General features: G+C 72.0%; 16 protein-coding genes. 7 read left to right on the forward strand and 9 right to left on the reverse strand.

Annotated elements, in window-relative coordinates:
• Positions 1 to 73: 73 nt before the first annotated feature.
• Complete coding sequence (locus tag P1V51_02095) at positions 74 to 1,219, forward strand: EAL domain-containing protein (GenBank protein MDF1561803.1); 1,146 nt, start codon at positions 74 to 76, stop codon at positions 1,217 to 1,219.
• Here the strand turns inward: P1V51_02095 and xdhB are convergent, their stop codons facing one another.
• Genes xdhB through P1V51_02110 form a run of 3 tightly spaced genes read right to left on the reverse strand, consistent with a single transcriptional unit; the run spans position 1,220 to position 7,479 of the window.
• Positions 1,220 to 3,529: a xanthine dehydrogenase molybdopterin binding subunit gene (gene xdhB, locus P1V51_02100; GenBank protein ID MDF1561804.1), complete on the reverse strand. Its 2,310-nt coding sequence runs from the start codon at positions 3,527 to 3,529 to the stop codon at positions 1,220 to 1,222.
• Positions 3,529 to 4,986, reverse strand: coding sequence for a xanthine dehydrogenase small subunit (gene xdhA / locus P1V51_02105; GenBank protein ID MDF1561805.1), 1,458 nt, complete (start codon positions 4,984 to 4,986; stop codon positions 3,529 to 3,531). Before xdhA ends, xdhB begins: the two co-directional genes overlap by 1 nt.
• A gap of 57 nt (positions 4,987 to 5,043) precedes the next feature.
• Positions 5,044 to 7,479 (reverse strand): hypothetical protein, encoded by a 2,436-nt coding sequence (locus P1V51_02110; GenBank protein MDF1561806.1) that lies wholly within the window; start codon positions 7,477 to 7,479, stop codon positions 5,044 to 5,046.
• 82 nt (positions 7,480 to 7,561) lie between these two features.
• On the opposite strand from P1V51_02110, the gene P1V51_02115 reads away from it, so the two are divergent.
• Positions 7,562 to 8,248, forward strand: coding sequence for a toxin-antitoxin system YwqK family antitoxin (locus tag P1V51_02115; GenBank protein MDF1561807.1), 687 nt, complete (start codon positions 7,562 to 7,564; stop codon positions 8,246 to 8,248).
• 2 nt (positions 8,249 to 8,250) lie between these two features.
• Here P1V51_02115 and P1V51_02120 read toward each other — a convergent pair whose 3' ends face one another.
• The 3 genes from P1V51_02120 to P1V51_02130 form a co-directional block, all read right to left on the reverse strand.
• Positions 8,251 to 9,963 carry a bifunctional diguanylate cyclase/phosphodiesterase gene (locus tag P1V51_02120; protein ID MDF1561808.1) on the reverse strand — a complete coding sequence of 571 codons (1,713 nt, stop codon included), beginning with the start codon at positions 9,961 to 9,963 and terminating at the stop codon, positions 8,251 to 8,253.
• A gap of 72 nt (positions 9,964 to 10,035) precedes the next feature.
• Positions 10,036 to 12,399 carry a penicillin-binding protein 1C gene (gene pbpC, locus P1V51_02125; protein ID MDF1561809.1) on the reverse strand — a complete coding sequence of 788 codons (2,364 nt, stop codon included), beginning with the start codon at positions 12,397 to 12,399 and terminating at the stop codon, positions 10,036 to 10,038.
• Positions 12,400 to 12,414: 15 nt separating this feature from the next.
• On the reverse strand, positions 12,415 to 18,255 hold the full coding sequence (locus P1V51_02130) for an MG2 domain-containing protein (GenBank protein MDF1561810.1): 5,841 nt from the start codon (positions 18,253 to 18,255) through the stop codon (positions 12,415 to 12,417).
• Positions 18,256 to 18,638: 383 nt separating this feature from the next.
• Here P1V51_02130 and P1V51_02135 point away from each other — a divergent pair, with 383 nt between their 5' ends.
• Positions 18,639 to 19,271, forward strand: a complete 633-nt coding sequence (locus P1V51_02135) for an SET domain-containing protein-lysine N-methyltransferase (GenBank protein MDF1561811.1) — start codon at positions 18,639 to 18,641, stop codon at positions 19,269 to 19,271.
• Positions 19,272 to 19,299: 28 nt separating this feature from the next.
• Positions 19,300 to 20,385: a crosslink repair DNA glycosylase YcaQ family protein gene (locus P1V51_02140; GenBank protein ID MDF1561812.1), complete on the forward strand. Its 1,086-nt coding sequence runs from the start codon at positions 19,300 to 19,302 to the stop codon at positions 20,383 to 20,385.
• A gap of 24 nt (positions 20,386 to 20,409) precedes the next feature.
• On the opposite strand, the gene P1V51_02145 is transcribed toward P1V51_02140, so the two are convergent.
• Genes P1V51_02145 through P1V51_02155 form a run of 3 tightly spaced genes read right to left on the reverse strand, consistent with a single transcriptional unit; the run spans position 20,410 to position 22,047 of the window.
• A complete protein-coding gene (locus P1V51_02145; protein ID MDF1561813.1) occupies positions 20,410 to 20,826 on the reverse strand; it encodes a hypothetical protein in 417 nt (138 codons plus the stop codon).
• Positions 20,813 to 21,427 (reverse strand): nucleotidyltransferase domain-containing protein, encoded by a 615-nt coding sequence (locus P1V51_02150; GenBank protein ID MDF1561814.1) that lies wholly within the window; start codon positions 21,425 to 21,427, stop codon positions 20,813 to 20,815. The genes P1V51_02145 and P1V51_02150 overlap by 14 nt, the downstream gene beginning before the upstream one ends.
• 47 nt (positions 21,428 to 21,474) lie before the next feature.
• Positions 21,475 to 22,047 carry a hypothetical protein gene (locus tag P1V51_02155; protein MDF1561815.1) on the reverse strand — a complete coding sequence of 191 codons (573 nt, stop codon included), beginning with the start codon at positions 22,045 to 22,047 and terminating at the stop codon, positions 21,475 to 21,477.
• Positions 22,048 to 22,096: 49 nt separating this feature from the next.
• On the opposite strand from P1V51_02155, the gene P1V51_02160 reads away from it, so the two are divergent.
• From P1V51_02160 to P1V51_02170, 3 genes are read left to right on the forward strand one after another with little or no spacing between them, the layout of a single operon-like run.
• Positions 22,097 to 22,714 (forward strand): DNA alkylation repair protein, encoded by a 618-nt coding sequence (locus P1V51_02160; GenBank protein ID MDF1561816.1) that lies wholly within the window; start codon positions 22,097 to 22,099, stop codon positions 22,712 to 22,714.
• Positions 22,715 to 22,766: 52 nt separating this feature from the next.
• Positions 22,767 to 23,366, forward strand: a complete 600-nt coding sequence (locus P1V51_02165) for a TetR/AcrR family transcriptional regulator (GenBank protein MDF1561817.1) — start codon at positions 22,767 to 22,769, stop codon at positions 23,364 to 23,366.
• Between the two features lie 59 nt (positions 23,367 to 23,425).
• Positions 23,426 to 25,060 carry a PPC domain-containing protein gene (locus P1V51_02170; GenBank protein ID MDF1561818.1) on the forward strand — a complete coding sequence of 545 codons (1,635 nt, stop codon included), beginning with the start codon at positions 23,426 to 23,428 and terminating at the stop codon, positions 25,058 to 25,060.
• The last annotated feature ends 71 nt before the right edge of the window (positions 25,061 to 25,131 follow it).

Genomic DNA, 25,131 nt, shown 5'->3' on the forward strand with positions numbered 1-25,131 from the left:
CCCCGGGACGGGACCCGGTGAGCGGCCGGTCGGGAAAGCTGGACTGAAGGTGGCGGATCTCTAGGATGGGCGCGTGAGCACGAAGGGACGCATTCTCCTCGTCGACGACGAGAAGGCGCTGCTCGACATCCTGCAGGCGCTCCTGGAGTCCGCGGGCTTCGAGGTGACCGCCTGCTCCGACGGCGCCACGGCGCTGGAGCTCTTCGAGGCGGACCCGACCGACGCCATCTTCACCGACCTGACCATGCCCTCCATGGACGGGGTCGAGCTGATCCAGCGCATCCGCCGGATCGACCTCGACGTTCCGATCGTGCTGGTGACCGCCGCCCCGACGATGGAGTCGGCGATCCAGGCCGTCGAGTACGGCGCCATGCGCTACCTGCTCAAGCCGGTGCGGCAGGCCCTCCTGATCGAGGCGGCCGAGAAGGCCGTGCGCCTGCGGCAGATGGCCCGCCTCAAGCGGGAGGCCCTCCAGATGATGGGGGTGCTCGGCAAGGGCATCGGCGACCAGGCCGGGCTCATCGCCGTCTTCGAGAGCGCCCTCGACGCGCTCTTCTTCCACTACCAGCCGATCGTCCGCTGGTCCTCCCGGGAGGTCTTCGGCTGGGAGGCGCTGGTCCGCAGCAGCGAGGAGAAGATGCCCCACCCCGGCGCGCTCTTCGAGGCGGCCGAGCGCCTCTCCCGGGTCCTCGAGCTGACCCGCCGCATCCGCGCGATCGCCCCGGTCCCCTTCGCCGAGAAGGAGGACCTGCTCTTCGTGAACCTCCACGTGAAGGACCTGGAGGACGAGGAGCTCTTCCGGAAGGACTCGGCCCTGGCGAAGATCGCCGGGCGGGTGGTGCTGGAGATCACCGAGCGCCACTCCCTCGACGGCATCCCCGATCTGCGCGGCAAGATCCGCCGCCTGCGCGAGCTGGGCTTCCGCATCGCCGTCGACGACCTGGGCGCGGGCTACGCCGGCCTCAACTCCTTCTCGATCCTCGAGCCCGACGTGGTGAAGCTCGACATGGCGCTGGTGCGCGACGTCCACCCCCACCCCACCAAGCAGCGGCTCGTGGGCTCGATGACCCAGCTCTGCTCGGACCTGGGGATGCAGATCATCGCCGAGGGCATCGAGTGCGCCGAGGAGCGCGACACCCTGGCCGAGCTGGGCTGCGATCTCTTCCAGGGCTTCTTCTTCGCCCGGCCGGCGGTGCCCTTCCCCGAGGTGAAGCTCTAGTCAGGCGCGCTGGCGCTCCACCGAGCGCAGCACGGCCTCGGCGGTCGCCGGCAGGGCCAGCTCGACCTCGCGGCCGGCGGGCCCGAAGGCCTGCACCGCCGCGCGCAGGGCGCCGACCACCGAGAGGGCCAGCATCAAGGGGGGCTCGCCCACGGCCTTCGAGCCGTGGATCACGTCCGGCTGCGAGGCGCGCTCGAGCAGCTTCACCTCGAAGTGCTCGGGCATGTCCCCCGCGGCGGGGATCTTGTAGGTCGAGGGCCCCAGGGTGGCGAGGCGGCCGCCCTCCTCCCAGTAGAGCTCCTCGGTGGTGAGCCAGCCCATCCCCTGGACGAAGCCGCCCTCGATCTGGCCGAGGTCGAGGGTGGGGATGAGCGAGTTGCCCGTGTCGTGGAGGATGTCCACCCGCTTCACGCGGTACTCGCCGGTGAGGCCGCTCACCTCCACCTCGGTGATCGCGCCGCCGAAGGCGAAGTAGTGCGCCGGGCGGCCGGTCCCGGTGGACCAGTCGAAGGCGATGTCGGGGGTGGCGTAGTAGCCGGTGGCCGAGAGGGAGACCCGCTGCAGGTAGGCCGCCTGGGCCACCTCGGCGAAGCTCACCTTCCGGTCGGGCTCGCCGGCCACGAGGGCGTCGCCACCAGCGAAGCGCACCTCGCCCTCCTGGCCGGCGGGCAGGCCGAGCAGGCCCGCCGCGACCGGGCGCAGGCGGGAGCGCAGCCGCTCGCAGGCCTCGCGCACGGCCTGGCCGTTCATGTCCGAGCCGCTCGAGGCGGCGGTGGGCGAGGTGTTGGGCACCTTGTCGGTGGCGGTGGGCATCACCCGCACCGCCTCGGCCGGCAGGCCCAGCTCGTGGGCGCAGATCGCCCGCATCTTCGCGTGGAGGCCCTGCCCCATCTCGGTGCCGCCGTGGTTCAGCTGCACCGAGCCGTCGGCGTAGATCAGCACCAGGGCGCCGGCCTGGTTGAGGAAGCTGGTGGTGAAGGAGATGCCGAAGCGCACCGGCGAGAAGGCCAGGCCCCGCTTGAGCCAGCGGCTCTTCTGGTTGAAGGCCTCGACGCGCTCGCGCCGCTCCTCGTATCCGGCGGAGGCCGAGAGCTCTCGCCAGATCCGCGGCAGGCGATCGTCGACCTCCTGCCCCCAGACCGTGGTGCCGCCGGTGACGCCGTAGAGGTTGGCGGCGCGCAGGCCGGCCGCGTCGACCCCGCGGCGCTCGGCCAGGCGGGAGAGGATCTCCTCGATGACCACCATCCCCTGCGGGCCTCCGAAGCCGCGGAAGGCGGTGTTGGAGACCGTGTCCAGGCGCACGGCCCAGCCCTGGTAGCGGGCGTTGGGCACGAAGTAGGCGTTGTCGAGGTGGAAGAGGCAGCGCTGGAGGATGGCGATCGAGAGGTCGAGGCTGAAGCCGGCGACGGCGTAGCTCTTCACCTCGAGGGCCTGGATCCGCCCCTCGGCGTCGAAGCCCGCCCGGTACTCCGAGCGCCAGGGGTGGCGCTTGCCGGTGACCCGGATGTCGGTCTCGCGATCGAAGCGGATGCGCACCGGGCGGCCGGTGGCGTGGGCGCCGAGGACGGCCAGGCCCACCGGGTAGTTGCCCTGGCTCTCCTTGCCGCCGAAGGCCCCGCCCATGCGGGGGCTCTCCACCACGATCTGCGAGCGGGGCACGCCGAGGATCTCCGCGGCCTTGGCCTGGCACTCGCTGGGGTGCTGGGTCGAGGCGCTGACGAAGTAGGTCTGCCCCTCCCCGGGCACGCAGCGGGCGGCGTGGGTCTCGAGGTAGAGGTGCTCCTGCCCCGGGCTCTCGACGACCCCCTCGAGGACCTCGGCGGCGCCGGCGAGGGCGGCGTCGACGTCGCCCCGCTCGAGCTTCAGCGGACCTCCGAGGAAGTCATCCTTCTCGATGGCGGCGACGAGATCCAGCGAGGGCTCGAGCACCTCGTAGTCGATCCTCACCTGGGCCGCGGCGACGCGGGCCTGCTCGAAGCTCTCGGCGAGCACCAGCGCGACCATCTGGCCGACGTAGTGCACCTCCTCGTCGGCCAGGAGCGGCTCGTCGTGGGCGATGGGCCCGGCCTGGTTGAGCCCCGGCACGTCGGCGCCGAAGAGCACGGCGTGCACCCCGGGCAGGGCCCGGGCGGCCCCGGCGTCCGTGCCGGTGATCCGCGCGTGGGCGTGGGGCGAGACGACCGGGTAGCCGTGGAGCTCGCCGGGCAGCAGGGGCTGGTCGTCGACGTAGGTGGCCGTCCCCCGCACGTGGAGCTCGGCGCTGTCGTGGAGGCCCGGGCGATGGAGGGGCGTGGCGCGGTCCTTCTTCATCACTTCACCTGCACCGTGGCGGTGGGCCGATCGGGGAGCCGGGGGACCTTGGTCTCCCGGGTCTCGTCGAAGAAGCCGAGCAGGAGGTTGCGGGCCACCGTCCGGCGGTACCAGGCCGAGCCGCGCACGTCGTCGATGGGCGTGAAGTCCTCGTCGAGGGCCGCCGCCGCCGCGGCCACGCGCTCGTAGCTCCAGGGCTCGCCGCGCAGCAGGCCTTCCGCCCGGGGCGCCCGGGCCGGGGTCGCCGCCATCCCGCCGAAGGCCAGGCGCACCTCGGTGACCCGCTCCTCCGGATCGAGGTCGACGAAGAAGCAGGCCGAGACCGTGGCGATGTCCAGCTGCCGGCGCTTGCTCACCTTGTAGGCCGCGCGCAGGCTGCGGGGAGAGGGCCGGGGGATCTCCACCGCGGCGAGGACCTCCCCGCGCTGCAGGGCGGTCGTCCGGTAGGCCGGCCAGAACTCGGCGGCCGGGATGCGCCGCTCGCCGTGGCGGGAGCGCGCGATCATCGTGGCGTCGAGGGCCAGGAGCACCGGCGGCGTGTCGCCGACCGGGGAGGCGTTGCAGACGTTCCCCCCGAGGGTGCCGCGGTGCTTGATCTGCCGCGACCCGAAGAAGCGCAGCATCCGCGCCAGCGTGGGCAGCGCCTCCCTCGCGAAGACCTCGACGTCGGCGAGCGGGACGGTCGACCCGATGCGGTGGCCGCCCTCGATGGGGACGATGCGCCGGAAGGGCGGGATCGCCTCCACCGAGACCAGGCAGGGGTGGTGCTTCCCGCCCTTGGTGACCTCGAGGCCGAGGTCGGTGCCGCCGCAGACGATGCGGGCGTCGGGGTTGGTGTCGAGGGCGTCGTAGAGCCCGTCGTAGTCGACGGGCCGGAAGAAGCGCTGGTTCTCGCCGGCGCGGTAGCTGAACGCGGCGGCCGCCTCGGCCTCCTCGGAGAGGCGCTCGCGGAAGCGATCGTCGGGGCGGCTGCCGGCCACCCGGGCGAGGGCCTCGTGCAGGGGGCGGTAGCCGGTGCAGCGGCAGAGGTTGCCCGAGAGCTGATCGTCGCGCCGCGCGTCCGAGTCGAGGTCCTCCCGGTAGGTGGCCTCGAAGAGGGAGAGGGCGAAGCCCGGCGTGCAGTAGCCGCACTGGGAGCCGGCCCCGTCCCGGATGGCGGCCTGCGCCGGGTGCAGCCCGCCGTCGGCGCCGGCGAGCCCCTCGACCGTGTAGATCCGCCGGCCGTGCACCATCGGCAGCAGCAGCAGGCAGGAGCAGACGGTGCGGTAGCCGGGGCCGCCGCTCATCTCGGGATCGAGGAGGGCCACCGAGCAGGCGCCGCAGTCGCCCTCGGCGCAGCCCTCCTTGGTGCCCGGCAGCCCGGCGTGCTCGCGCAGGTAACCCAGGAGGGTGGTGGTCGGCGGCAGGTCGTCGATCTCCACCCGGCGATCGTTCAGATAGAAGGTCAGCTTCTCCATGATGGCCTCGTCTCGAAGGAAGAGAAGTACCGGGAAGGCCGCCGCCAGAGAAGGGAGTCAGTAGCTCCAGGGTCCCGGGAGGAGCACCAGCAGGTCGCAGTCGCGCTGACCGGCGGCGTCCTCCCCCAGGCGCAGGAGGCTCGGATCCGCCTCGAGGGCGCCCGCGAGCCGCACCTCCCGCACGACGCCCTGGTCGACGCGAAGCCAGGCCCGATCCCGCTCCCAGGAGAGCGCCAGGCGGTGCTCGGCGTCCTCGGCGGGCGCCGCGCCCTCGAGGGAGGTGGCCTGCGGCGCGCCCCCGAGCGTCCCCTCCAGCACGAGATCACTGCCCCGCTGGACGACCCGCAGGACGTCGTCGGTGCCCCCCCAGACCTCGAGGAGGGTGCAGGCCGCCTCCCGGCCTGCGAGCGGGGTGCCGAGGACCGGGCCGCGGCGGTAGACCGAGACCACCGAGCCCTGCCGCGCCGAGAGAGCCACCGGGACCCCGAGCCGGTCGTCGCCGTCGAGGCGGACGAAGCCGCCCTGATGGGAGCCCGCCACCGTGGCCGGGAAGAGCTCGAGGGGCACCGCCGCCAGCGGGAGGAAGTAGGCGTCGTCCACCACCAGCTCGGCGTCGCTCATGTGCTCGGGCGCGCCCCAGCGGACGATGTCGTTGTGGGCGTTGAGGGTCGAGTCCTGCCACCGGCGGCCGACGCCGGCGACGTGCACCCACCCATCGCTCGGCTCCCTCACCCTCACCGAGAACTTCTGCCCCTCGCTCACCGGCCGGGTGAGGGAGAAGAGGCTGCCGTTGGTGATGCTGATCCCGGGGGACTGGCCGCCGACCCAGCGGAAGAAGCCGCCGGCGGCGTAGTAGCCCTCCTGCACCTGCCCGGGGGGCGTCTGCCGCAGGTGGGCGAAGCCGCCCCGGCCGGTGCCGCTGAAGTCGGCGAGGTAGCGCAGGGCGCTCTGGCCGGAGTGGACCTCGGCGGTCTCCCGGAGGGCCTCGACGGCGACCTCGTCGATCTCGTGCTGCCACCCCTCCGGCTGCCAGGGGTCACCCACCCCCCGCTCGAGGGAGGGGTTGATCAGCAGGTTCTTCTGGACCTCGATGACGTGACAGCCCATCGAGCCGATCCCGTCGCCCACCCCGAGGTGGAGGCGCACCTCGCCGGTGCCCGCGGGCACGTCACCGGTGAAGAGCAGCACCTCGGGCGCGTCGGCCGTCGCCCCTCCGGACAGCCCCACCCCCTCGATCGAGGCGATGCCCACGCCGTCGGCGGCGACCTCCAGCCGGGGCTGGCCGGTGCTGCCCTCGCGGATCCAGCAGAGGGCCCGCACCACGAAGGACTCCCCGGCCTGCAGGGGCAGGCCGTGGGAGAGGCCCTGGCCGGGCTGAGCGACGGTGAGGGTGAGGCCGAGGCCCAGGCGGCGCTCGGCCGGCGGCAGGAAGCTCGCGCCGGCGTCGATGACGAAGCCCTGGATCCCGGAGCCGAAGGAGAAGAGGCCGTGGCCGGCGAGGAGGTCCTCGCCCAGGGGGTGCGCGTAGGCCTCGCCCTCCTGGCCGAGGCGGCCGGGGCGCTGGCGGGTGGGCAGCGCGAAGAGCAGATCCCAGCTGCCGGTCACCGAGGCCGGATCCCGGCCGGCCTGGATCGCCGCGAGCTCGTCGCCGTGGCCCAGGTCCAGCCCCTCGCCGGTGCTCCCGTCGTGGAGGGGCCGCCGGTAGACGTGGAGCCCCTCGATCCGGGCCCGCGCCGGGGAGGGCTGCTGCTCGCTGGCGACGCCCAGCAGCTGCACCGGACCGGGGAGGTCGATGTCGACGAGGTTCGAGGTGGTGACCCGCTGCCGCACGGCGCCGAGGTCGGCGACGAAGTCGGTGGTGCCGGAGGTGTAGGCCGCGCCCCAGCGCAGCACGAGGAGGCGGGTCTCCCCGGCGCTCCAGCCCGAGGCGAGGCCGGTGAACTCGACGGGCACGCCGCTGCGCCGCTCGAGGCGCAGGGTGCCGTCGGGCAGCACCCTCACCCCGAGGCCGGCCACGCTCATCAGCCCGGCGCCGCCGGGAGGGAGCTCGGCCGTCGACCACTCGGGGGTGATCCAGGCCAGCACCGTGCCCCGCGAGAGGTCCAGGCGCTCGTGGAGGGTGTCGCCCAGCCGCGCACCGGCGGTCCAGGAGATCCGATCCTGGCTCTCGAGCTCGATGCTGCGCGGGTCGCCCTGGAGCAGCGGGGCGTGCTCGAAGACGCCCGGGAGGGGGCGCGCGCCGAGGCCGGGATCGAAGTCCAGCTGCGCCGGGCAGGTGTTGCGCGGCTCGGCGCAGAAGGGCAGCTCCACGCAGAGCCCCTCGGGGATGCACTGCCAGAGCGACCCGGGGCGATCGGCCGCGAAGCGCTCCTCGCAGTCGCGGGTGTGGTCGCAGTCCACCCGCTTGCCGTCGAGGGTCGGCGCCGGGCAGGCGGAGAGGAGGAGGAGCAGGCTCAGCCCCCCGACGAGCCCCCTTCTGTGTGACCCTCCCATCGCCGCGCCGGACTCTATCACGGCCAAAAGGGGCGGGCTCGCGGCTTTGCCCCCTCCGGAGCCCTCGTGCGAGACTGCCGCCATGAGAAGGTCTGGTCCGGGGATGGTGGTGGTGCTGACGGCCCTCGCGGGTCTCACCCTGGGGGGGTGCCAGGAGACCTGCCCCGACGACGGAATGCTCAAGGGGGAGGCGCCCCCGAAGGGGACCGAGGTCTGGTGCGAGATCGTCGGGAGCGAGGGCGAGAACCTGCGCCACGGGGAGCGCAAGGTCTGGTGGGAGACCGGCAAGCTCAAGCTCCACGAGCGCTACGCGCGCGGGAAGCTCCACGGCCGGCAGCTGACCTACCACGAGAACGGCAAGGTCTTCCGGGACGAGAGCTTCGCGGAGGGGGTCAAGCACGGGCCCTCGAAGACCTTCTTCGAGAACGGCGCGCCCTGGCGGGCCGGTGAGTTCGCGCAGGGCAAGCGGCAGGGCAAGTGGGTCGAGCACGCCCTCGGCGGCGCCAAGGCCCACGAGGGGGAGTTCGCCGCCGACAAGCGCACGGGCCACTGGATCTTCTACTCGCAGACCGGCGTCCCCGAGAAGGAAGTTCAATACGAGGAGGGCCGCCTCCACGGCCCCTGGTGGACGTGGCACCCCGTCGGCCAGAAGGCCATCACCGGCACCTACGTCGACGGGAAGCGCGACGGCGTCGAGCTCCACTTCGACAAGAGCGGCAACGAGATCGAGCGCATCACCTGGAAGGCCGGCAAGCGGGTGGGCGGCTAGACCTAGCCCAGCTCCTGGGCCGGGCCGGGCTTGCCGAAGAGGAAGCCCTGCAGGCGATCGCAGCCCTGGTCCGCCAGCATCCGGCGCTGCCCCTCGGTCTCGACCCCCTCGCCCACCACCTTCATGCCCAGGCCGTGGGCCAGGGCGATGACCGCGCCGGCGATGGCGTCGCCGTGCTCCTCCCGGTCGATGTCCTTCACGAAGGAGCGATCGATCTTCACCACGTCGGCGGGGAAGGTCTTCAGGTAGGAGAGCGAGGAGTAGCCGGTGCCGAAGTCGTCGATGGCCAGCGAGCAGCCCAGCTCCTTGAGCGCCGTCAGCCGGGAGATCGCCCGGTCCACCTGCTCGACCATCACGCTCTCGGTCACCTCGAACTCGAAGCGCTCGGGCGCGACCCCGTGCCGGTCGAAGGTCTGGGCGACGTAGTCGAGGAGATCGGACTCGCCCAGCTGGGTCGCCGAGAGGTTCACGGCGATCTTCCAGGGCGGCAGCGCCGCGGCGCTCCAGCGCGCGCACTGGCTCGCGACGGTGTCGATCACCCAGCGCCCGATCGGCCGGATCAGGCCCGTGGCCTCGGCGACGGGGATGAAGCGGACCGGAGAGATGGGGCCATCGGTGGGGTGGAACCAGCGCAGGAGGGCCTCGCAGGCGACCAGCTCGCTGGTCTTCGCGTCGAAGATCGGCTGGTAGTGGACGGCGAGCTCGCCCCGCTCCAGCGCCCGGTGCAGATCCGAGCCCAGCTTCAGGCGCGCCTGGCGGCTGTGCTCGAGATCCACGCTGTAGAACATCCAGGGGCGGCCCTCGTCCTTGGCCCGGGTCATCGCCGCGGCGGCGCAGCGCACCAGCGCCTCGGGGTGGGTCTCGTCGTCGGGGCAGAGGCCCACGCCGATGCGGGTGGAGAGGAAGATCTCCTGCCCGGGGAGCTGGATCGCCTCTCCCACCGCCCGGGAGATCTTCTGGGCCACCACCGCCGCGGCGCCGCGCTGCTGGACGTCCCGCAGGAGCACCACGAACTCGTCGCCGCCGAGGCGGGCGACCAGATCCTCGCGGCGCACCGTCTCCGAGAGCCGCTCGCCCACGATCCGCAGCACCCGGTCCCCCAGCCCGTAGCCGAAGGCCTCGTTGACGAGGTGGAAGTCGTCGATGCCCAGGAAGAGCACCGCCACCGCGTCGTCGGTGCCGGCGATGCGGTGCACGGCGTCGTCGAGCTGCTCCTGGAAGACGCCCCGGTTGGGCAGGTCGGTGAGGCGATCGTAGGAGTGGGCGAAGGCCAGGTCCTCCTCGAGGCCCTTGCGCTTGGTGATGTCGGCGAAGTCGGCCGTGTAGAAGCAGACCGCGCCCTCCTCCCGCACCGCCGAGAGGGTCACCACCGCCGGATAGATCCGGCCGTCGTCGGCCTTCATCCAGACCTCGCCGGTCCAGCGGCCCTCCTCCCTCAGGGTGGCCTCGACCTTCTCGAAGAAGGCGGGCGCCTGGCGCTCGGTGCGGAAGGAGCGCAGGTCGGCGCCGAGGATCTCCGGGATGGGCCGCTCGATCATCCGCCCGAAGGCCGGGTTGGCGTCGAGGATGTTCCAGTGCGCGTCGGCGATCACCAGGCCGTGCTCGGCGTGCTGGAAGATCGCGTCGCGCAGGCGCAGGCGGCCTCCCTCGTCGAGGCCCTCATGCTCCTGAACGGACTCCAGCCCTGCTTTCTCGATGCATTTCCCGGATGCCACGGCTGCTCCCTGCAAGCGCCATCATAGTGGTTTCCCGGGAGCGCGTCACAATCTCACTGGAAATCTCTGGACCTACTGCAGCAGCCGGACCTCGAGGGTCCGGGTGGCGCTCTGCCCCTGGCCGTCCTCGACCAGGATCTCGTGGCGCCCGGCCCGGGGCTGCCACCAGACCGGCTCCCGGGCGGGAGCCTGGCCCAGGAAGTCGCCGTTCACGAACCAGGAGAGGAGGCCGTCGCCCGCCGGGCTCTCGGCCTCCAGGGGGATCTCCTGGGCGTCGAGGGGGAGATCCGGGCGCAGGAGCGCCGTCATCCCCGCGGGGGGCGAGAGGATCGCCGGGGGCTTCTCGGCCGGCGCCTCGCCGCAGCCCGGCGCCAGGGCCGGGGGCTCGGGCAGGACCCGCTGGGCGCGGGAGAGGAAGCGCCGCACGCTGGCCGGCCAGCGCAGGTAGGCGCGGGTGACGTACTCCCTCCCCTCCCGGCAGCCCGGCCGCACCTGCAGGCCGCTCTTCACCTCCACGTCCACGGCGACGTGGTAGGGGCAGGGGGTGGTGGGGACGGAGCGCGAGAGGCCCAGGACCTCGGTGGTGTGCTCGCAGGCCGGGCCCGGCAGGTGGCCCGAGTAGGTGCAGACCTCGATCTTCGCGAGGTCGGCGGGCGGGGCCTCGCGCGGGGTGGGCACGCCCCGGCGGGCGAGCCCCTCGAGGACGTCGAAGAGGAGGGGCCCGGCGGCCTCGGCGCCCACCAGCGCGACGCTCGGGGTGTTGTCGAGGTTGCCCAGCCAGACCGCGGCGGTGAGCTCGGGCCCGCTGCCGGCCGCCCAGGCGTCCCGGTGGCCGTAGCTGGTCCCGGTCTTCCAGTGGACGTCCCGGGGCAGGCTCACCCGGCGCCTCCCCGGGAAGTCGGGCCGGTCCCGGCGCGCCAGGGCCCGGCGGGTCAGGTAGGCCGCCCCGGGGGAGAGGACGCGCAAGGAGAGGGCCTGCAGGGGCCTCGCCTCGTCCACCACCAGGCGCGGCACCCTCCCCTCTCCATCGTGGGCCAGCATGGCGTAGAAGCCGGCCAGCTCCAGGGGCGTGACCTCCACCGCGCCGATGGCGGCCGAGAGCCCGTAGTGGCCGGGGTGATCGACGAGGTGCCGCGCCCCCAGCTGCCGCAGCGTCCCCACGAAGCGCTCGACCTTCACCTCCTTGAGGAGGTTCACGAAGGGCACGTTGAGCGAGCGGGAGAGGGCGTCCTCCATACGGGTGAGGCCGGTGAAGGCGCCGTCGTAGTTGCGCGGCGTGTAGCCCCGGTAGTCCACCGGGATGTCCGAGACGAGGTGCTCGGGCAGGGCCAGCCCGCCGTCGAGGGCCATGGCGTAGATGAAGGGCTTGAGGGCCGAGCCCGGGGAGCGGGGCGCGTCGAAGGCGGGGATCTGATCCCCGGCGGCGCCGCTGCCGAAGCGGGTGCCGCCGACCAGGGCCCGCACCTCACCGCTGCGGTGATCGATCACCACGATCGCGCCGTGGCGGATCCCCGCCGGGGCCAGCTCGGCCTGCGCCGCCTGCAGCACGTCCTCGGCGAGGCGCTGGGCGCCCCGGTCGAGGGTGCTGATGAGCCGCGCGCGATCGGGGTGACGCTGGCGCAGGTAGTAGGCGGCGTGGGGCGCCTCCCGGGCGAAGGGGGTCAGGTGGGTGGGCACCGGCACCGCCCGCAGCTCCTCGAGGCGCTGCGCCACCGGCCGGGGCTCGCCCTCCCCGTCGGGCAGCGCACCCAGGTGCGCGAGGCGCTCGGCGATCTCGTCCCGCGCCGCCTTCAGCCTTCTCGCGTTGCGCTCGCTGGGGTGGCGGTCGTTGGGGTCCTGGGGCACCGCGAGCAAGAGCGCGATCTCCTCGGCCGAGAGCCGCCGGGCGGCGTGCCCGAAGTAGGCCCAGGAGGCGGCCTCCAGCCCCTCGACGTTTCCGCCGTAGGGCACCAGCTGCAGGTAGCGCTCGAGGATCTCCCGCTTCTCCAGCAAGAGCTCGAGCTGCACCGCCCGCAGGGCCTCCACCATCTTCGAGCGCAGGGTGCGGGGCCGCGGCTCGGCCAGCCGCACCAGCTGCATGGTCAGGGTGCTGCCGCCGGAGACGACCCGCCCGGCCCGCAGGTTCACCCACACCGCCCGGGCGACGGCGAGGGGATCGACGCCCCCGTGGGTGAAGAAGCGCTTGTCCTCCAGGCGCAGCAGCGCCGTCAGGTAGCCGGGGTCCACCTCCTCGAGGGGGACCGCGATCCGGACCTTCTCGTCGGGCGAGAGGAAGACGTGGGCGGGCTGGCCGTCGCGGTAGGTGATGACCTGAGAGGAGGGCAGGGAGAGGCGCGGCGGCAGGGGCACGAGGTGGGCGGCGAGCACCACGGCCCCGAGGGCGAGGGAGAGATAGATCCCCCACCCCAGGAGCCCGCGCCGGGTGCTGGCCGCCATCCACCGCATCGCTCGCTACTCGCTCCAGGGGCCAGCCACGTCCAGCGTGCCGCCGCCGGCCCGGGCCCAGATCTCCGGGTCGTACATGGCCTCGGCCTCCACCGGCGGGATCGTGAAGACCCCGGCGGTGGTCGCCCGCACGGCGTAGACCACCTCCACCCGGGCGTTGCGGCTCAGGGTGCCGAAGACCTCGATCCGATCGTCGCGGACGTTCATGTGGTCGGCGGCCCAGCGGCGGTTGGCGTCGCCGAGGAAGGAGAGGTCCCCGCCGCGCCCGAGGCGCGGGTTCTCGATCTCGAAGCCCGCCGGCAGGCGATCGACCAGGGCCACGTTGTTCACGTCCTCGGGGTAGGAGCCCGAGAGGGTGAGCTTCACGTAGACCACCTCCCCGAGCTTCACCCGGGGCGCGGTCTCGCTGATCCGGCTGCCGCTCGCGTCGTAGTAGGTGCGGGTCACCGCCAGGCCCTCGCCGCCGAGCTTCCAGCTCTCGTCGGTGCGCACGCCCTCGGAGGCGAGCACCAGGTAGACCTTGCCCTCCTCCTTCGAGGGCAGGGTGAGCTTCACGCTGTCGTACTCGGAGGCCCGGTAGACCGCCCAGGAGCGATCGCCGGACCTGTCCGCCTGCGGCCTGGGCTGCGCCCCCAGCACCTTGCCGTTGGCCTTCAGCTCGGGCTTGCCGAACTTCGTGCCCTGCCCCAGCACCCGCTTGCCCAGGCCGGTGACCGACCAGGCCAGCTCCTGCGTCGTGTAGTAGCCGGAGGGATGGTTCTGGAGGCGCTGGTAGACCGCCCGCGCCAGGGGCTCGCCGGTGGGGTCGTCCCCGAAGAGGTCGGCGTGGATGTTCAGCGCGATCGCCCGCGCCCGGCGGTCGGAGTAGAAGCTCCAGCCCCGGCTGCGGTAGTCGCTGTCGTAGGGGGTGAGGTCGGGGCTCTTGAGCTCCGCCTCGTAGCGGCGGTCCCCCGAGAGGTAGACCGCGGCCTTCAGGAGCATCATGGCCTCGGCGTTGGCGCCAACGCGCCACCGGTAGGAGCCCTGCCACCACCAGGGCTCCCACCACCAGCCGTGGGTGATCAGGGACTGGGCCCGCGCCTTCTTGCCCTTGCCCGCCAGGGCCAGGACGTAGTGGACGTAGGGCTCGTCGTAGTAGCCCCAGTAGTAGCGCCAGCTGCGCCGCGGATCGAAGCGGCCGTACTGCTCGACGGTGCTCTCGAGCCACTGGATCGCGTCGTTCAGCCGCGCCTCGTCCACCGGGAAGCGCTGCTTCTTGGCGTCGAGGAGGAAGTGGATGGCGTAGGCCGTGCCCCAGGGCTGGGGATCGGTCCCGCCGGGCCAGTAGGCGAAGCCACCCGAGGGGGTCTGCATCGAGAAGATCCGCTCGATGCCCGCCATCACCATGTCCTCGGCCTTCGCCGTGGCCGCCAGCTCGGGATCCACCCGGTCGACGTAGTTGGCCAGGTAGAGGAGCGGCCGCGCCGAGGAGGTCGTCTGCTCGATGCAGCCGTAGGGGTAGCGCAGCAGGTGCTTGAGGTGATCGAAGGCCGGCGCGTAGGGGTTGTCGGTCACCCAGAAGGTGCTGCGCTCGGAGAGGGGCACCCAGCCCTCGAGGTAGGGGCGCAGGTCGGTCTCGCCTTGCCCCAGCTCGATCGTCTGCAGGCGCCGGACCTTCGGGCCCGAGGGCAGGATGGGCACGTCGTTGTTCTGCTCGAAGCTGTGCCCGCCGCCGCTGACGATCACCTTGAAGTGGGCCGCGCCGGAGGCGGCCAGGACCTCGGCGCCGAAGACCACGGTGTCGCCCTGGCCGTCCTTCAGGCTCATCTTCGCCAGGCCGTCGCCCAGCACCTTCACCGGCCGGGTCTGGTCTCCCTCGGGGGCGGTCAGCCCCGGCACCCGCAGGGGCGAGACATCGAGCTTCACCTTCACGTCCTGGGGCTTGCCCGAGACGTTGGTGACGAAGACCGGGATCTTCAGCTGGTCGTCCTTGGTGAGGAAGCGCGGCACCGTGGCCTGCACCACCAGCGGATCGCGGACGATCACCTTGGCCTCGGCCCGGCCGATGCGCTCCCGGTCCGCGCTCACCGCCATCACCCGCAGGGCGCCGCGGTACTCGGGGACGTCGAACTCGACCTTGGCCTTGCCGCTCTTGTCGACCTTCACCGTGCCGGACCAGAGGGCCACCGGCTTGACCGGCTGCACCCGGCCCAGGTCGCCCTCTCCGCCCTCCTCGTCCTCGTCACCGCCGGTGCTGCTCGTGGGCCCGGCGGGGGGCAGGAGGATCGACCAGCCGACGGTCTCGTAGGTCTGCACCCCCAGCCCGCGGCGCACGAAGATCGCCGGGAGGGGATCGGGGGACTGGAACTTGGTCAGGGAGAGGATGCCCTCGTCCACCGCCGCCACCGTGACGTGGGCCGGCGCCTCGAGCGGCCCGAGGTCGAGCTGGACCTCGAGCTTGCTGTTGGAGCGCACCTCCTTGGGGGCCATCAGCGAGAGCTCGTGGGTGAACTCGGTGGGCCGCACGGTGAAGGACTGCACGCCGTAGGCCCGGCGGGTGCTCGGCGCGTCCGAGCCGCGCACCTGCGGATCGAGGAAGAGCAGGGCGGAGACGTAGACGTTGGGGGAGAACTTCTCGAGGTCGAGCTCGAAGCTCTGCGGCCCCGCCTTCACCTCGCGCCACTCCTGGTGGACGAGCTCGTCGGTCTCGGCGGTGAAGAGCAGCCGGCCCTGGAAGGGGGCGGTGAGCTCGAAGGTCGCCTTCTCGCCGACCTCCAGCTTGGGCGGCCCGCTGATCTCCAGCCAGGAGGGCTTGTCCGGCCGCGGGGTGGAGTCGCTCTCCTCGTGACCCCAGTAGTACCAGTAGCCCCCCGAGCCCTGGACCTCGAGGCCGGCGCGGGCGCCGCCGGCGTGGGCGCGCACGAGGTACGCCCGGGCGTTGACCGGCGGGGTCCAGGCCACCTTGAAGCGGCCGTTCTCCACCTTCACCTGCTGGCGCGCCTCGCGGGCGGTGCGGCGCCAGTAGCGGTAGCTCGAGCCCTCGTCCTCGTCGTAGTACCAGCCCCACTCGTCCTCGAGGCGGTAGAAGTCGACGGTGATCTCCTCGAGGTCGGTATAGGGCTTCCCCTCCCAGTCGACGACCACGCCCTCGACCGGGAGCTGCTTGCCCTGGCTGACCCGGCTCACCTTGGAGGCGAGCCCGATGTAGAACTTCTCCGGGTGCACCATCACCCGGGCGCTGCCCACGGTGGTGCGGCCGCTGCCGGCCTCGAAGACCGCCGCCCGCACCAGGGCCATGGCCGGCCCGTCGATGGTGCCGCCCTCGGCGGCGGTGGGGCAGTCGAGCTGGGTGCCGCCCTCGGCGTCGAGGACGCCCGAGGACTCGCCCAGGTTCAGGGGCCGCGGCGCCTTGGCGTTGCCGAGCCAGCGGCTGAAGGTGAAGCCCTTCACGCCCTCGGGCGAGAAGTTGGTGGGCACGAGGTTGCAGGAGAGCTCGACCCGGTGGTCGGCGGGCACCCCGCCGAAGAGGTAGCGCGCCCCCACCGCGACGGTGATCGGCTCGCCCTGGAGGAAGCCGGGCCGGGCGCCCTGGGCCTCGACCTTCATCCGCTCCGGGACGAACTCCTCGACCTGGAAGCCGTAGGCGCCGACCTGGCGCTTCGCGACCATCAGGCTGACGTTGTAGTGGCCGGTCGTCGCGAACTGGGCGAAGCGCACGTCGAGGCTGACCAGGCCCGCCGCGTCGGTGAGCAGGCGCCGCGAGGTGATCTTCTTGCCCCGCGGATCGGTGACGAACATCCGCACCGGCATCCCCTGCTTGGGCGCGGTGCCCGCCTCCTTGCGCACCAGGCCCATCAGGTGGGCCTGCTCACCGGGGCGGTAGACCCCCCGATCGCTGTAGAGGTAGGCGCGGTACTTCCGGCGGGAGCGGAAGGGCTCCCCGTGGACCTGGGCGTCCTCGATGCTCACCTTCAGCTCGTCGAACTTCAGGTAGGAGAGGTCGTCGCCGTGCCGGGCGATCAGCGCGAAGGGCTGGGTCTTGTCCACCCCCGGCTCGGGCAGGTCGATCCGGCAGCCCTCCTCGCTGGAGGTGGTGCACTCGCCGATCACCTTGCCGCTGGGCCGGATCAGCTGCACGCGCACGCCCGAGCGCAGGCGGCCGTCCTCGGCGCCCAGCGCCCAGGTCGAGACGCTGCGGCCCCAGGGGTGCTTCTCGTCACCGCCGGTGCGCTTGGCGATCAGGTGGAGATCGGTGAGCACCATCCGGGAGGTGTCGCTGACCTGCGGGGCGTCGAGGCGCAGCTCGATCAGGCCCCGGGTCTCGGGCGGCACCAGATCGCTCACGTCCACCCAGGTCGTCTGCAGCTCGTCCGGCGCGGCCTTCAGGGGGATCGTGCGCTGGGCGACGAGGTCGCCCTCGCGGTAGTCCACCGACTCGGAGGAGTCGGACATCCAGAAGGTGAGGTTCTTCTCCGGCACCACCCGCAGGGTGAGGGTCGCTTTCTCCAGATTCAGGTGGGCGATGGGGATCTGCTTCCAGGACGAGCGCGGCAGGTAGCGGCCCTTGGCGACGAAGCGCAGCTGGGGCTTGCGGGCCGGGACCGAGAAGGTCTGGAGGTGGTCCTTCATCAGGACGCCGCCGTCCTGGGTGCGGGCGCCGGCGTCGATGGCCACGCTGTAGCTGCCGCGCTGGAAGTCACCGAAGATCCGGAAGCCGCCGCCGCTGGGTGAGGTGGTGAACTTCACCGCGGGGGTGATGTGGATCTTCTCCGCGGCCTCGTCCTCGTCGAGGACGCAGCGAGGCGAGAGGCTGGAGTAGGAGCGGCCCAGGTTGCGGTCGTAGTAGTAGCGATCGCCCCGCACCGCGTCGTCGTCGCAGATCACCTCGAGGTAGAAGCCGTTGCCGCCCTCGGCGATCCCCACCTCGCGGATGTCCATCGAGGCGCCGCCGTAGAGGACGATCTCCCGGCTCGCCGCCTTCGCCTGCACCTCGGGCTCTCCCGCCATGGGCAGCCCCGCGGCCAGCTCGAGCATCAGCTTGCGCGCCGGCTGGATGGCGCTGCCGCTCAGGGTGACGCTGAAGACCGAGGATCGCGCGTCGGCGCCCATCCGGGTGAACCAGGGTCCGCGCTCGGCCTTCACCACCGGGGTGAGGGTCTGGCCGCCCTCCTTGATGGCGAGCCGCGACTGCAGGTCGCTCTGCATGGCGGGGCCGGTGAGGTGCAGCTTCAGGGAGGCCTGCCGGCGGCCGTAGACGACCCGCTCGACCATCGCCCGGTCGAGGCCGAAGGCCGGGGTCTCGAAGCTCTCGACCCAGGGGCTGGGCTTGGGCGGGGTGATCGTCCCGCTGCGGCTCTCGACGCTGGCCAGCGAGACCTCGTAGCGCTTGCCCGGCGCGAAGGGCTGCTTGGGGGTGAAGGTGAGGGTCGAGGGGGAGGTGAAGTGCAGCTCACCCTCGGTCTTCGGCTGGATGAGGAGCCTCGTCTCCTTGGCGTTCGCCCGGCGGCCGCCGTGCACGACGGGCAGGGCGAACTGGATCTCGATCTTGCTCGGGGGCAGGCCCGGCGTGCCGACCGCCTGGATCACCGGCTGGAGGTCCTGGGCGGTCAGGGGCCGCTGGACGACCTCCGCGGGCGCCTCACCCGGCGCGCTGCCCTCCTCGCCGGCCTCCCCGACGGCCGCCTCGCCGGCCTCTCCCTCGCCGGATCCCTCGGACCAGGCCTCCTCCTCGGCCGCCTCGGCGCTCTCCTCGGTGCTGGCAGCGTCCTCGCCCCCACCCTCCTTCTTCTCGGGGCAGCCTGCGCTCGCCAGGAGCACCAGGGCCAAGATCGAGAGAAGGGACCGTCCCGTCCATTGCCAGCCCATCATCGCTTCGTCTCCTTCGGAGGGTGAGGAACCTGCGGCCACCGCGCGCGCCGGTGATCACGTTGCCGGAGGCACACAGGGATCGTGGCCCGGTGCCCACGCGAGGCACCGGATCTGGCCTTCTTCGCCGCCATCGAGCGGTCATCAGGCAAGCATCGATCCAACCCCGGCATCGAGCCGGGACTCTACCCCCTGGGGGGCCCGGCGTAGAGGGTGGCGGACCCCTGAAAATCGACCGGCCCCCCTCTGTGCACCGTTCACGGACTGGCTAGACTGATGGCTGCCGACCCGGCTGCGGCCCTGGCGGCCCCCACCCAGGAAGCAGGTCCTCGCGCCTGCCTTCGCAAGCGGGGTCATCTAGCCGCGTCGAGGAGCAACCGGATCCCATGATCCACCCTGCGACACGTCTGTCCTTCATCGACGAGCAGATCGGCTTCGGAGTGATCGTCACCGAGCGGCTACCTGCTGGAACCATCACCTGGGTGCAGGACCCGCTCGATCAGCTGCTGCCAGCCGACGCGAGCTCGCTGCCCTCCGGGCACTACCGGGCCACCCTGGAGAAGTACACCTTCATCAACCGCAGCGGTCAGCGCGTCCTGTGCTGGGACATCGGCCGCTACATGAACCACAGCTGCGAGGCCAACACCTTCAGCCCCGGCCTCGACTTCGAGATCGCGATCCGGGACATCGAGGTCGGCGAGCAGCTCACCAGCGACTACGGCGCCCTCAACCTGGAGGAGCGCCTCGAGTGCCGCTGCGGCTCGCCCCGCTGCCGGGGAGTGGTCGAGCCCGAGGACTTCGTCCGCCTCGCCCCCGAGTGGGACGCGATGGTGCGGCGCGCCTTCCCGGCCGTGAGCCGCGTGCCCCAGCCGCTCTGGGACCTCGTGACGGAGCGGGAGCTCGTCGAGAAGGGGATCGCCGATCCGCCGAGCCTGCCCTCCATCCTGGTCCACCGGGTGGTGGCGGCCAACGGCGCGGCCCACCGGGGCGAGAACGGCGCGGCCAGCCCGGCGTGGTAGCCTGCCGGGCGTGCCTCGACGCTCGCCCGTGACCGCACGAGGGGCGGAGGTCCTCGATCGCGAGGACGCCCGCCGCCTCGCCCTCTGCTCTGCCGGGCTCCTGGCGCCCGGGGAGCAGGGGCTTCCCGCGCGCGCGCGCGGGGGTGGGCTGCGCCCCGGCGAGCCCCACTTCGAGTACTGGGGGCACGAGGCGTCGTGGCTTCCCTTGCGCTTGTTCCCGGTCTTCGAGTTCCGACGCCGGGCGTTTCGCCACCACCCCTGGTGGGGGGACGTGATCGGCAAGCATCGCAAGCTCGCCCGGGACCTGCTGGAGCGCATCGAGGCGGAGGGTCCCCTGCGCTCGGCCGACCTGGAGGGCCGGGGCAGCCGGGGCTGGTGGGACCTGAAGGTCAGCCGCAAGGTCGCCGCGGCCCTCTGGTCCTCGGGAGAGCTGGCCATCCGGGAGCGGGTGGGCTTCCAGCGCAGCTTCGACCTCACCGAGCGGGTGATCCCCGCGGCGCTGCGCGCCGAGCGGGTGAGCGAGCGAGCGGCGCTGGAGCGCCTGGCCCTGCTGGCCCTGCGCGGCCACGGCTGGGCGAGCACCGCGACCCTCGTCCAGACCTGGCGCCTCTCCCGCCACCGGGAGGGGCTGGTGGCGGCGCTGCGGAGGCTGGAGTCCCGCGGCGAGCTCGTCGCCTGCCACCTGGAGACCGGCGCCGGCCGCAAGGCCGGCTGGATCCTCCCCGCCGATCTCGAGCGGGTCGATCGCCTGCGGCGCCTGCGCCCCCGCCGCGACGTGGGCGTGCTCCTCTCGCCCTTCGATCCCCTCCTCTGGGACCGCGCCCGGGTGCAGCTCCTCTTCGGCTTCGAGCAGATCCTGGAGATCTTCAAGCCGGCGGCGAAGCGCAAGTACGGCTACTACTGCCTGCCGGTGCTGGCCGGCGATCAGCTGGTCGCCCGCCTGGATCTCAAGGCCCACCGCGCCCGGGGCCGCCTCGAGGTCCTCGCCCGCCACGAGGAGGACGCCGGTCGCCCGGAACTGCACCGCACGAGCAAGGCCGAGATCGCCCGGGCCACCGACGCGGCCCTCGCGCGATACGCCGCCGCCCTCGGCCTCGCCGTTCAGCGGCCTTGAGCTCCGAGCTGCGAGCTTCGAGCCTCAGGGCGTGAGCGCCCTCGCTCGGTCTTCGAGCTGTGTCACGACCCGGATCAAGGCCTCGAGCAGGGCCTCGTCGATCTCGGCTTCACCTTCGTACTCCGCGAGGTTTCGCTTTCGGTGCGCCTGATCCAGCACTCGCCAATCGCTCGACTCCAGGCCCAGAGTGTGGGGCAGAGCCTGGAAGACGAGGTAGCGGCTCCTGGCGCGGAAGCCCCGGGCGCGGAGCGCTGCCAGGGCGAAGGCGTGGGCGGCATTGTAGGCGAGATCGAAGCGGCTCTCGGCGGAGAGCCGTGGACTTCGAGCATCCTTCAGCCGGACCGCACCGGAGTGGATCAGTCCACGGAGCTCATCATCGTCGGGCGGCTCGGGGTGGAGCTGTCCGATCCGGACCAGGTTCTCGAGCTCAGCGCTGCTCATCGAGGTCGTCTGGTTCTCCGATCAGGGGGATGGTCTCACCCGAGAGGACCCGGGTCAGGAAGGCCTTTCCGGCCGCACGCCGGCTTCGAAACTCGGCGAGAGTATAGAGGGTGGGGCTGACACTCCGGCCGAGGCGCGCTTCCACCGGCGCCAGCACCGAGAAGAGCGCCTCGAGGGTGAGCCCGTCGGATACGACGAGGAGGTCGATGTCACTGGCCGCGCGATCCTCTCCCCGGGCCAGGGATCCGTAGAGGAGGGCGAGGCGGATCTCGCTTTCGAGCGTGGAGAGTGCGGCCCGGAGCTCCGTCGCTGGACCGAGGGTCTTCCGGGCGATGGATCGAAGCTCCTCGAAGATCGGGGAGGAGGGATCCGCCTGGTAGTGCTTCTGGGTACCGACCCGGTGGACCCGCAGCAGCCCGCTGCGAGACCATCGCTCGAGCACCCGCTGCACGGATCCCGAACCCACCCCGACCATCGAGATCAGCTCGGAGGTGAAGAAGCTGCGCTCGGGCTGACCGAAGAGGAGCCCGAGGAGGCGCTGCTGGGTCGAGGAGAAGAGCGCCCCGGCCAGGCCCGAGTCTCCCTGGTGTGGTTTACCCATATTGGGAATATACATTCCCGATTTGGGTATGTCATCTCTCCGACCCCTCAGCGGGCGTTGTTGGCGCGGGGCGAGGAGCGCCAGCGCAGGGCCAGGCCGAAGGTGGGCGAGAAGGCGTGCTCGTAGCCCAGGGCCGAGCCGGTCTGCATCCCGAGGCGGGCGTTGGCCTGGAGATCCCAGTGCTCGGCGAGGCCGAGGCGCACCCCCGCCTCGAGGTCCATCCGGGGCGCGGTGCCCCCGCAGGCGTGCTCGGTGGTGCAGGCGTTGCCGAAGAAGGTGCCGATCCCCAGGCCGACGTGGACATCGACCCGCGGTTGAATCCCCTTGGGCCAGGGCCGGAGGTAGCGGCGCAGGAAGCCCTGCAGGACGCCGAGGAGGTTGCCCGGCTGATCCACCACCAGCGGGTGGAGGTCCAGGCGGCCGCCGAGCTCGAAGCGCCCGCCGCCGGCCACCTCGAGGGTCGCGCCGGCGGTGGTGTTCCCCCAGGGCAGGACCCGGGCCACCGAGGGTGAGAGCGAGACCGTGTAGCGGTGGGGGGCGAGGGAGCGATCGAACTTCCCGGCCGCCGCGCTCCCGGGGATCGCCAACAGGATCAAGGTCGAGAGGAGGAGGCGCCGCATCGCCCCATCCTATCGTCCCGCCGGCCTCCACGCTCGTACTCTCCCGGGGATGGCGAAGCGGATCCCGGCGAAGGTGAAGGCGAGGCTGGACGAGCTCGACGCGCGGATCGCGCCCCTCTGCAACGAGGCGGATCGCGCGGGGCTGATGAGGTTCGTCCCCTCTAGCGCGATCATCCTCGGGGCGAAGGTGCCGAAGCTCCGTCAGCTCGCGAAGGAGCTCTGGCTCGAGTGGGAGAAGCCGCCCGTCGAGGAGCTGATCGCCCTGATGGACGTCGTCTGCCGTCGGTCGCACCGCGAGCGCTTCCTGGTGCTGGTCTTCCTCCTCCAGCGGGTCCGGCGCTTCGCCGAGCACGAAGAGCTCTGGGAGGCCATCGACGGCTGGGTGGACGCCTGCGTCGACTGGGAGATGGTCGATCAGCTCGCCGGGGCGGTGGCCGGCGAGTTCCTCGTCGGTGCGCCCCCGGCCCGGGTGAAGCGGCTCCTGGAGTGGACGGCCTCGGTGAACCTCTGGCGGCGGCGCTTCGCCCTGCGCGAGGCCTGCCGCAGCGGCGGGAGCGACCTCGTCTTCGACTTCCTGGTGGCGCACCGGGGCGAGATCCACCGCCGGACCCTCACCGAGAGCACGAAGAAGCTCTCCGACCGGCAAAAAGTGGCCCTGAGGGACTGAAAACCACGCCGCAGCGTGTCAAAGCCGGAAAAGCGGAGTAGAAGATCCGGCGATGCCGGAGATCGGACAGAAGGAGCGCCGTAGAGCGCAGATCCTGGAGGTGGCCGGGCAGGTCTTCGCGGACCTGGGCTACCCCCGGACCACCATCGACGAGATCGTCAGCCGCGCGGGCGTGGCCCGCGGCACCTTCTATCTCTACTTCAAGGACCGCCGCTCGGTCTTCGAGGCCCTGGTCGACGAGTTCTTCGCGGCCCTGCGCGAGGCGGTGCACACGATCGAGATCGACTCGGAGATCCCGCCCCTCGATCAGCTGCGCGCCAACCTGGTGCGCTCCACCGAGCTGGCCCGGGACAACCCGGCCATGCTGAAGGTGGCCCTGGATCAGGCCGCCGGCCTCGACCCGGAGCTGGACGAGCGGCTGGAGGCCTTCTGGGGCGCGGTCCTCGAGCTCATCGAGAGCTCCCTGGCCACCGGCCAGGCCATGGGCCTGGTGCGGGAGGGTGACGCCGGCCTCTTCGCGGTGATGGCCCTGGGCCTGGTCAAGGAGGTCCTCCTCGAGTGGCACGACCGGGACGACCTCGACGCCGAGCACCTCGCCGGGGAGATCCTGCGCTTCGTCGGCGGGGGCATCCTCACCGAGTACGCCCGGTAGCTCGCCGGCGGCGTTCCCGCCCGATAGAATGGTGGTTTCTCTTGGAGGGAGGAGCCCCCATGCGTAACGGGATCATCGCCATCGTCGGTCTCTCGCTCGTGCTCGGCAGCCTGGCCTGCGGCGGCGAGGGCACGCCGGATCAGGTCGTGCTCGGAGACGGCGACTTCACCAAGACCGACGGCAAGTGGGACAGCTCGGCCGTGGCGGTCTTCCTCGACTTCGAGTTCGACGCCGAGGTCTACACCTCGTCGCGCTGGCGCATCGAGCAGCAGATCGAGGATCAGCTCCTCTACACGATCGGCCAGCTCAACGGTGAGACCTCGGTGGGCCGCCTCGACAAGCTGACGCTCACCGACGTCCGGACCGTCTCGGAGGGCTCGGGCTTCCTGACGACCTACCACGCGGTGCTGCCGGTGGCCTGGGGCAAGCGCGACGACGTGCCCGCCGAGTACGCCCTGCTCCTGCCCCGGGACAACACCTCCGCCGGCCAGGACGCCTTCACCGAGAAGTACTCCCACTCCTGCGTCGACTGGGGCGCCCACGACGTGACCCCCGGGAGCATGTGGTACTACTACCGCCCCGAGCGCAGCGGCTGTTCGCTCGACGACGCCGACATCGTGAAGGCCGCGGCCGCGGTGAGCGTCAGCGACCTGGGCACCACCGGCAAGTACCCGGAGTACGACCTGGTCTGGCAGGACCGGGCCCTCAACGTGGTGGCCATCTTCGGCAAGTACGAGGACGGCGCGACGACCAGCAGCGACGCCGGCATCTCGGCCTACAACGAGTTCGTCCGCGACCTGAAGCGCTCGCTCGCGGGCTACGGGCTGACCACCACCCCGGCCGACGTGCCCGACGCCCCGGGCATCGCGATGGACGACATCGTCTTCGAGGCGACCCTCCCCGGCGGCGAGACCATCACCATCACCACCCTCCTGGTGGACAACGTGCGGACCGCCGGCGCCGAGTTCGACGCCCGCTACGAGGCGCTGACCCCGACCGCGGACCTCATCACCTACAACGGCCACGCGGGCCTGGGCTCGAACATCCGGGCCATGGCCAACAAGGGCTCCTGGGCGCAGGGGCAGTACGCCGTCGTCTTCATGAACGGCTGCGACACCTACGCCTACGTCGACTCCGCCCTCTTCGACGCCCACGCCGCGGTGAACCCCGACGACGACGTCGGCACGAAGTACGTGGACATCGTCACCAACGCGATGCCCTCCTTCTTCAGCAACATGTCCGACTCGACCCTGGCGATCGTCGAGGCGCTGATCGCCTTCGACGAGCCCCTGACCTACGAGCGGATCTTCACCAAGATCTCCTCGACCCAGGTGGTCCTCGTCTCCGGTGAGCAGGACAACACCTACGTGCCCGGCGGCGGCGGCGGCTCGGGCGATCCGGCCTGGTCCGGCCTCGCCGAGTCCGGCACCCTCGCTCGCGCCGAGGAGGCGCGCTTCGAGACCCCCACCCTCCCGGCGGGCGCCTACCTCTTCGAGATGACCGGCACCGGCGACGCCGACCTCCACGTGCGGGTCGGCCTCGCCCCGACCACCAGCGCCTTCGACTGCCGCCCCTACAAGACGGGCAGCGACGAGAAGTGCGTGGTCGAGCTCGACGCGCCGACGACCATCCACGTGATGGTGCGCGGCTACTCCGCCGAGTCGACCTTCGAGCTCGTCGGCAGCCCGCGCTAAACCAGAAATCACGATTCCCGATCACGCCTGGCTTGCAGGCCGCACCCGCCTGCGGCGTCAGGCCTCGGTCA

The sequence above is a fragment of the Deltaproteobacteria bacterium genome, assembly GCA_029210625.1.
Taxonomy (GTDB): domain Bacteria; phylum Myxococcota; class Myxococcia; order SLRQ01; family SLRQ01; genus JARGFU01.

Excerpts from the sequence above, each read along its gene's own strand:
- xdhB (MDF1561804.1), bottom strand. The coding sequence starts at position 3,529 with ATGAAGAAGGACCGCGCCACGCCCCTCCATCGCCCGGGCCTCCACGAC.
- xdhA (MDF1561805.1), bottom strand. The coding sequence starts at position 4,986 with ATGGAGAAGCTGACCTTCTATCTGAACGATCGCCGGGTGGAGATCGAC.
- P1V51_02110 (MDF1561806.1), bottom strand. The coding sequence starts at position 7,479 with ATGGGAGGGTCACACAGAAGGGGGCTCGTCGGGGGGCTGAGCCTGCTC.
- P1V51_02115 (MDF1561807.1), top strand. The coding sequence starts at position 7,562 with ATGAGAAGGTCTGGTCCGGGGATGGTGGTGGTGCTGACGGCCCTCGCG.
- pbpC (MDF1561809.1), bottom strand. The coding sequence starts at position 12,399 with ATGGCGGCCAGCACCCGGCGCGGGCTCCTGGGGTGGGGGATCTATCTC.
- P1V51_02130 (MDF1561810.1), bottom strand. The coding sequence starts at position 18,255 with ATGATGGGCTGGCAATGGACGGGACGGTCCCTTCTCTCGATCTTGGCC.
- P1V51_02135 (MDF1561811.1), top strand. The coding sequence starts at position 18,639 with ATGATCCACCCTGCGACACGTCTGTCCTTCATCGACGAGCAGATCGGC.
- P1V51_02145 (MDF1561813.1), bottom strand. The coding sequence starts at position 20,826 with ATGAGCAGCGCTGAGCTCGAGAACCTGGTCCGGATCGGACAGCTCCAC.
- P1V51_02150 (MDF1561814.1), bottom strand. The coding sequence starts at position 21,427 with ATGGGTAAACCACACCAGGGAGACTCGGGCCTGGCCGGGGCGCTCTTC.
- P1V51_02155 (MDF1561815.1), bottom strand. The coding sequence starts at position 22,047 with ATGCGGCGCCTCCTCCTCTCGACCTTGATCCTGTTGGCGATCCCCGGG.
- P1V51_02160 (MDF1561816.1), top strand. The coding sequence starts at position 22,097 with ATGGCGAAGCGGATCCCGGCGAAGGTGAAGGCGAGGCTGGACGAGCTC.
- P1V51_02165 (MDF1561817.1), top strand. The coding sequence starts at position 22,767 with ATGCCGGAGATCGGACAGAAGGAGCGCCGTAGAGCGCAGATCCTGGAG.
- P1V51_02170 (MDF1561818.1), top strand. The coding sequence starts at position 23,426 with ATGCGTAACGGGATCATCGCCATCGTCGGTCTCTCGCTCGTGCTCGGC.